General features: G+C 61.7%; 13 protein-coding genes. All 13 read left to right on the top strand.

Annotated elements, in window-relative coordinates; all coding sequences use genetic code 11:
- Positions 1–132 precede the first annotated feature (132 nt).
- The 13 genes from rpsJ (at position 133) to rplX (ending at position 6092) form a co-directional block, all read left to right on the top strand.
- Entirely contained in the window at positions 133–444 is a 312-nt protein-coding gene (gene rpsJ / locus PLC66_RS04180; protein ID WP_107494444.1) for a 30S ribosomal protein S10, read from the top strand.
- A 111-nt stretch (positions 445–555) separates the two neighbouring features.
- Entirely contained in the window at positions 556–1194 is a 639-nt protein-coding gene (gene rplC, locus PLC66_RS04175) for a 50S ribosomal protein L3 (RefSeq protein WP_324537979.1), read from the top strand.
- A gap of 10 nt (positions 1195–1204) precedes the next feature.
- On the top strand, positions 1205–1825 hold the full coding sequence (gene rplD / locus PLC66_RS04170) for a 50S ribosomal protein L4 (protein WP_324537978.1): 621 nt from the start codon (positions 1205–1207) through the stop codon (positions 1823–1825).
- Positions 1822–2127, top strand: coding sequence for a 50S ribosomal protein L23 (rplW, locus tag PLC66_RS04165; RefSeq protein WP_004332382.1), 306 nt, complete (start codon positions 1822–1824; stop codon positions 2125–2127). The genes rplD and rplW overlap by 4 nt, the downstream gene beginning before the upstream one ends.
- A 6-nt stretch (positions 2128–2133) precedes the next feature.
- Positions 2134–2961, top strand: coding sequence for a 50S ribosomal protein L2 (gene rplB / locus PLC66_RS04160; RefSeq protein ID WP_324537977.1), 828 nt, complete (start codon positions 2134–2136; stop codon positions 2959–2961).
- Between the two features lie 10 nt (positions 2962–2971).
- Entirely contained in the window at positions 2972–3247 is a 276-nt protein-coding gene (rpsS, locus tag PLC66_RS04155) for a 30S ribosomal protein S19 (protein ID WP_004332378.1), read from the top strand.
- Between the two features lie 9 nt (positions 3248–3256).
- Positions 3257–3586: a 50S ribosomal protein L22 gene (rplV, locus tag PLC66_RS04150; protein WP_281050842.1), complete on the top strand. Its 330-nt coding sequence runs from the start codon at positions 3257–3259 to the stop codon at positions 3584–3586.
- A gap of 9 nt (positions 3587–3595) precedes the next feature.
- Entirely contained in the window at positions 3596–4363 is a 768-nt protein-coding gene (gene rpsC / locus PLC66_RS04145) for a 30S ribosomal protein S3 (protein WP_324537976.1), read from the top strand.
- Positions 4363–4779: a 50S ribosomal protein L16 gene (gene rplP, locus PLC66_RS04140; RefSeq protein WP_324537987.1), complete on the top strand. Its 417-nt coding sequence runs from the start codon at positions 4363–4365 to the stop codon at positions 4777–4779. Before rpsC ends, rplP begins: the two co-directional genes overlap by 1 nt.
- Positions 4780–4781: 2 nt before the next feature.
- Positions 4782–4976: a 50S ribosomal protein L29 gene (gene rpmC, locus PLC66_RS04135; protein ID WP_324537975.1), complete on the top strand. Its 195-nt coding sequence runs from the start codon at positions 4782–4784 to the stop codon at positions 4974–4976.
- Positions 4973–5242 carry a 30S ribosomal protein S17 gene (gene rpsQ / locus PLC66_RS04130; protein ID WP_324537974.1) on the top strand — a complete coding sequence of 90 codons (270 nt, stop codon included), beginning with the start codon at positions 4973–4975 and terminating at the stop codon, positions 5240–5242. The genes rpmC and rpsQ overlap by 4 nt, the downstream gene beginning before the upstream one ends.
- A gap of 152 nt (positions 5243–5394) precedes the next feature.
- On the top strand, positions 5395–5763 hold the full coding sequence (gene rplN / locus PLC66_RS04125) for a 50S ribosomal protein L14 (RefSeq protein WP_075148071.1): 369 nt from the start codon (positions 5395–5397) through the stop codon (positions 5761–5763).
- 11 nt (positions 5764–5774) lie between these two features.
- The gene (rplX, locus tag PLC66_RS04120) at positions 5775–6092 is read left to right on the top strand and encodes a 50S ribosomal protein L24 (RefSeq protein ID WP_002931597.1); all 318 of its coding nucleotides are present in this window, start codon (positions 5775–5777) and stop codon (positions 6090–6092) included.
- Positions 6093–6095: the final 3 nt, after the last annotated feature.

Here is a 6095-nt window from a genome sequence, read left to right as displayed (position 1 = left end):
CCGCGAAGGTGGTCGTACCGTCGGCGCCGGCGTCGTCGCCAAGATCATCGAGTAATTCGCCCTGACACGGGCGGCGCCCTTGCTGCCGCCCGCTCGTTCTTTTCGCTCTTTCCGCTCTTTAGGAAACACATCATGCAAAGCCAGAAGATTCGCATCCGCCTCAAGGCCTTCGACTACCGCCTGATCGATCAGTCGGCGCTCGAGATCGTCGACACCGCCAAGCGTACCGGTGCCGTCGTGCGCGGTCCCGTCCCGCTGCCCACCCGGATCGAACGCTTCGACCTGCTGCGCTCGCCGCACGTCAACAAGGCGTCGCGCGACCAGATGGAAATCCGCACCCACCAGCGTCTGATGGACATCATCGACCCCACCGACAAGACGGTCGACGCCCTGATGAAGCTGGATCTGCCTGCCGGTGTGGATGTCGAGATCAAGCTCCAGTAAGCCTTCGGTGCTTGCGGAAGTTTGGAATAGGCCGGTATAATCCGGCCTTTGTGCCTTTTGGCGCAATAATTTGACCCCCGGTCAATCGCAACCGGGATTCAGGAGAAAAAAATGAGTCTAGGCCTTGTTGGACGCAAGGTCGGCATGACTCGCATCTTTGCCGAGGATGGTAAGACCATTCCGGTGACGGTGCTTGACGTGTCGGACAATCGTGTGTCCCAGATCAAGACGGTCGAAACCGACGGCTACACCGCGGTTCAGGTCGCCTATGGCAAGCGTCGCGCCAGTCGCATCACCAAGCCGGTTGCGGGTCATCTCGCGAAGGCGGGTGTCGAGCCCTGCCGTGGCATCAAGGAATTCCGTATCGAGTCCGAGCAGGCCGGCGGCATGAATGCCGGCGACGCCATCGGTGCGGATCTCTTCCAGGTTGGGCAGAAGGTCGACGTCACGGGTGTGACGATCGGCAAGGGCTTCTCCGGTCCGATCAAGCGCCACAACTTCTCGTCGAACCGTGCCTCGCACGGTAACTCGATCTCGCACAACTCCCCGGGTTCGATCGGCATGGCCCAGGATCCGGGTCGTGTCTTCCCTGGCAAGCGCATGGCCGGTCAGTACGGCAACGTGCAGCGTACCACCCAGGGTCTCGAGATCGTCCGTGTTGATGTCGAGCGCCAGCTCCTTCTCGTGAAGGGTGCGGTGCCGGGTGCCAAGGGTGGCGACGTCGTCGTCCGTCCGGCGGTCAAGGCCTGAGGAGCGCGCAATGGAATTGAAGCTGTTGAATGATCAGGGTCAGGCTGCGTCGACGCTCGAAGCGTCGGACGTGCTGTTCGGCCGTGACTACAATGAAGCGCTTGTGCACCAGGTCGTGACCGCCTATCTGGCGAACGCGCGCTCGGGCAATCGCAAGCAGAAGGGTCGTTCCGAGATCGCCAAGTCGACTCGCAAGCCGTTCCGTCAGAAGGGCACGGGCAATGCGCGTGCTGGTATGGCGTCGAGCCCGCTGTGGCGCGGGGGCGGCAAGATCTTCCCGAACACGCCGGACGAGAACTTCAGCCAGAAGGTCAACCGCAAGATGTACCGGGCCGGTGTGGCTGCGATCCTGTCGCAGCTGGCTCGCGAGGATCGTCTCGCGGTGGTCGACTCCTTCAGCGTCGAGGCGCCGAAGACGCGCCTGCTGTCGCAGAAGCTCAAGGGTATGGGCCTGGACTCGGTCCTCGTCATTACCGACCAGATGGATGAAAACCTGTTCCTGTCCTCGCGCAACCTTCACCAGGTGCTGGTGCTTGAAGTGAGTGAGGCGGATCCGGTGTCGCTCGTGCGTTTCCCGAAGGTGCTCGTCACCAAGGGCGCGCTGGCGAAGATGGAGGAAGCGTGGCAATGAGCGCGATCAGTCAGGAACGTCTGCTGCAGGTGCTGCTCGCCCCGCAGATCTCCGAGAAGGCAACTTTCGTTGCCGACAAGAACGAGCAGGTGGTGTTCAAGGTTGCATCGGACGCGACCAAGCCCGAAGTGAAGGCTGCGGTCGAGGCTTTGTTCAAGGTCGAGGTCAAGTCCGTGCAGGTTCTGAACGTCAAGGGTAAGGCCAAGCGCTTTGGCAAGACCATGGGTCGCCGCAAGGACTGGAAGAAGGCTTTCGTGTGCCTGAAGCCCGGCCAGGAAATCAACTTTGCGGCCGGGGAGTGATAGATCATGGCAATCGTAAAACTCAAGCCGACTTCCGCCGGTCGCCGTGCCCAGGTCAAGGTTGTTAATCCCAACCTGTACAAGGGGCGCCCGGTTGCTTCCCTCGTCGAGAAGCAGAGCAAGAATGCCGGTCGTAACAACAACGGCCGCATCACGGTGCGCCACCAGGGTGGCGGCCACAAGCAGCACTATCGCCTGGTTGACTTCCGTCGCAACAAGGACGGCATTCCGGCCAAGGTCGAGCGTATCGAGTATGACCCCAATCGCTCCGCGCACCTGGCGCTGCTGTGCTACGCCGATGGCGAGCGCCGCTACATTATTGCCCCGCGTGGTGTCGAGGTTGGCACACAGCTGATCAGTGGCTCGGAAGCGCCGATCAAGCCGGGCAACAGCCTGCCGATCCGCAACATTCCGGTCGGTTCGACGATCCACTGCATCGAGATGATTCCGGGCAAGGGCGCGCAGATCGCGCGTGCCGCCGGTACGTCGGTGCAGCTGCTGGCGCGCGAGGGCTCGTACGCCCAGCTGCGTCTGCGCTCGGGTGAGATTCGCCGCGTGCACGTCGAGTGCCGCGCGACCATCGGCGAAGTCGGTAACGAAGAGCATGGCCTGCGCAAGATCGGCAAGGCTGGTGCCAATCGCTGGCGCGGTATCCGCCCGACCGTTCGCGGTGTGGCGATGAACCCGGTCGATCACCCGCATGGTGGTGGTGAAGGCCGTACCGGCGAAGCGCGCGAGCCGGTGAGCCCGTGGGGTACGCCGAGCAAGGGTTATCGGACGCGTTCGAACAAGCGCACCGACGGCATGATCGTGCAGCGTCGTCACAAGCGTTAAGGGGTAAAAGATGGCACGTTCTATCAAGAAAGGCCCGTTCATCGACGCGCACCTGCTGAAGAAGGTCGACGCTGTCCGGACGAGCAACGACAAGCGCCCGATCAAGACCTGGTCGCGCCGCTCCACGATCCTGCCCGACTTCATCGGCCTGACGATCGCGGTGCACAACGGCAAGCAGCACATTCCGGTATTCGTGACCGAGAACATGGTCGGTCACAAGCTCGGCGAATTCGCGCTGACGCGTACCTTCAAGGGTCACGCCGCCAGCAAGAAGGCCAAGCGTTAAGGGGACGACATGGAAACCAAAGCTATTCTCCGTGGCGTTCGGCTGTCGGCCCAGAAGGGTCGTCTGGTGGCCGATCTGGTCCGCGGCAAGCCCGTCGATCAGGCGCTCAATACGCTCGCCTTCTCGCCCAAGAAGGGCGCGAAGATCATCCGCAAGGTGCTCGAATCCGCGATCGCGAATGCCGAGCACAACGACGGCGCCGATATCGACACGCTGAAGGTCAAGACCATTCACGTGGAAGAGGGCATGACGCTCAAGCGCTTCACCGCGCGTGCGAAGGGTCGCGGCAACCGCATCCTGAAGCCCACCTGCCACGTCTACCTGACCGTTGGCGAGTAAGGAGTAAACATGGGTCAGAAAATCCATCCCACTGGGTTCCGCCTCGCCGTCACGCGTGACTGGGGTTCGCGCTGGTTCGCTTCCAGCAAGGACTTTCCGGGCATGCTGCACGAGGACCTGAAGGTTCGCGATTACCTGAAGAGGCGCCTGTCGCACGCTTCGGTCGGTCGCGTGGTGATCGAGCGCCCGGCGAAGAACGCCCGCATCACGCTGTTCAGCGCCCGTCCTGGTGTTGTGATCGGCAAGAAGGGTGAAGACATCGAGGCGCTCAAGCGTGATCTGCAGAAGATCATGGGCGTGCCGGTGCATGTAAACATCGAGGAAGTGCGCAAGCCTGAACTAGACGCCAAGCTCGTCGCCGATTCGATCGCCCAGCAGCTCGAGAAGCGCATCATGTTCCGCCGCGCCATGAAGCGTGCGATGCAGAACGCCATGCGCCTCGGTGCCCAGGGCATCAAGATCATGAGCGCTGGTCGCCTGAACGGCGCCGAGATCGCCCGTACCGAGTGGTACCGCGAAGGTCGTGTGCCGCTGCACACCCTGCGTGCCAACATCGACTACGGCGTTTCGGAAGCGAAGACGACCTACGGCATCATCGGCATCAAGGTGTGGGTGTTCAAGGGCGAGATGCTCGGTCGCAACGAGCAGCCCGTCGCCGCCGAGCCCGAAGCCGATAACCGCCGTGGCCGTCGTGGTGCCCCGCGTGACGGTGAGCGTCCGGGCCGCCGCCCCGCCCGTCGTGGCGAAGGCCGGCAAGAAGAAAGCAGGAGTGAATGATGCTGCAGCCGACTAGAAGGAAGTACCGGAAGGAGCAGAAAGGCCGTAACACCGGCATCGCCACCCGCGGTGCGAAGGTGTCGTTCGGCGAGTACGGTCTCAAGGCGGTCGGTCGCGGTCGACTGACTGCGCGTCAGATCGAGTCGGCCCGTCGTGCCATGACCCGTCACATCAAGCGCGGTGGCCGCATCTGGATCCGCATTTTCCCGGACAAGCCGATCTCGAAGAAGCCGGCTGAGGTTCGTATGGGTAACGGTAAGGGTAACCCCGAGTACTGGGTCGCAGAGATCCAGCCGGGCAAGGTGCTCTACGAAATGGACGGCGTGGATGAAGCCCTCGCTCGTGAAGCTTTCCGGCTTGCCGCCGCCAAGCTGCCGATCGAGACGGTGTTTGTTGTCCGCCAGATTGGGGGTTGAACATGAAGGCGAATGAACTCCGCGCAAAGAGCGCCGATGAGTTGAACAAGGAGTTGCTGGAGCTGCTGAAGGCGCAATTCTCGCTGCGTATGCAGCACGCCACCCAGCAGCTTGGCAACACGAGTCAGATTGGGAAGGTTCGTCGTGACATCGCGCGCGTGCGTACCATCCTGCGCGAAAAGGCGGGGCAGCAATGAGCGAACAAGTTGAAAAGGTTCGCCGCGCGCTGGTTGGGCGTGTGGTGAGCGACAAGATGCAGAAGACCGTGACGGTCCTCGTCGAGCGCCGGGTCAAGCACCCGCTGTACGGCAAGATCATCACCCGTTCCGCCAAGTACCACGCTCACGTGGAAGACGGCGTTGCGGCCCAGGGCGACCTGGTGGAAATCGAGGAATGCCGTCCCATCTCGCGCACCAAGACCTGGCGTGTTGCCAAGGTGCTCGAGAAGGCACGCATCATCTGATCAGAGTTACAAGCAAGTAGCAAGAAACAGCTTGGCACCCCGGTGTCAGGCTGTTATACTTTTGCCTCTTTGCTCCGGGGCTCGCTCGGGGCATCCTACCCTGACGGGTTCCAAGACTGTCCGCAAATGCGGGATAAGTTGGAGATACTTTCATGATTCAAATGCAGTCCAAGCTGGACGTGGCCGATAACTCCGGCGCACGCTCGGTGATGTGCATCAAGGTCCTGGGTGGTTCCAAGCGCCGTTATGCCGGCGTGGGTGACATCATCAAGGTGACCGTCAAGGATGCAGCGCCGCGCGGTCGTGCGAAGAAGGGCGATGTCTACAATGCGGTCGTCGTTCGCACTGCGAAGGGTGTTCGTCGTCCCGACGGTTCGCTGATCAAGTTCGACAACAATGCGGCCGTGCTTCTGAACAACAAGCTCGAGCCGATCGGCACTCGTATCTTCGGGCCGGTCACGCGCGAGCTGCGCACCGAGCGGTTCATGAAGATCGTCTCGCTGGCGCCCGAAGTGCTCTGAGGAGTCCGTAGATGAACAAGATCCGCAAGGGTGACGAAGTGTTGGTGCTGACGGGCAAGGATCGTGGCCGTCGTGGCACCGTGCTGCGCCGCGTTGATGATGAGCGTGTCGTGGTCGAGGGTGTGAATCGGGTGAAGAAGCACGTCCGCCCGAATCCGCTCAAGGGTGAGGTGGGTGGTATTGTCGAAAAGGAAATGCCGATCCACGTGTCGAATGTCGCGCTGTTCAATCCCGCCACCCAGAAGGGTGATCGCGTCGGGATCAAGACGCTTGAGGACGGTCGCAAGGTCCGTTTCTTCAAGTCGAACGGCGAGCTGGTGAACGCCTAAGGA

It is taken from the genome of Thauera sp. (genome assembly GCF_035444905.1).
Lineage (GTDB): Bacteria > Pseudomonadota > Gammaproteobacteria > Burkholderiales > Rhodocyclaceae > Thauera.
This window is presented reverse-complemented; position numbering and strand designations above follow the sequence as displayed.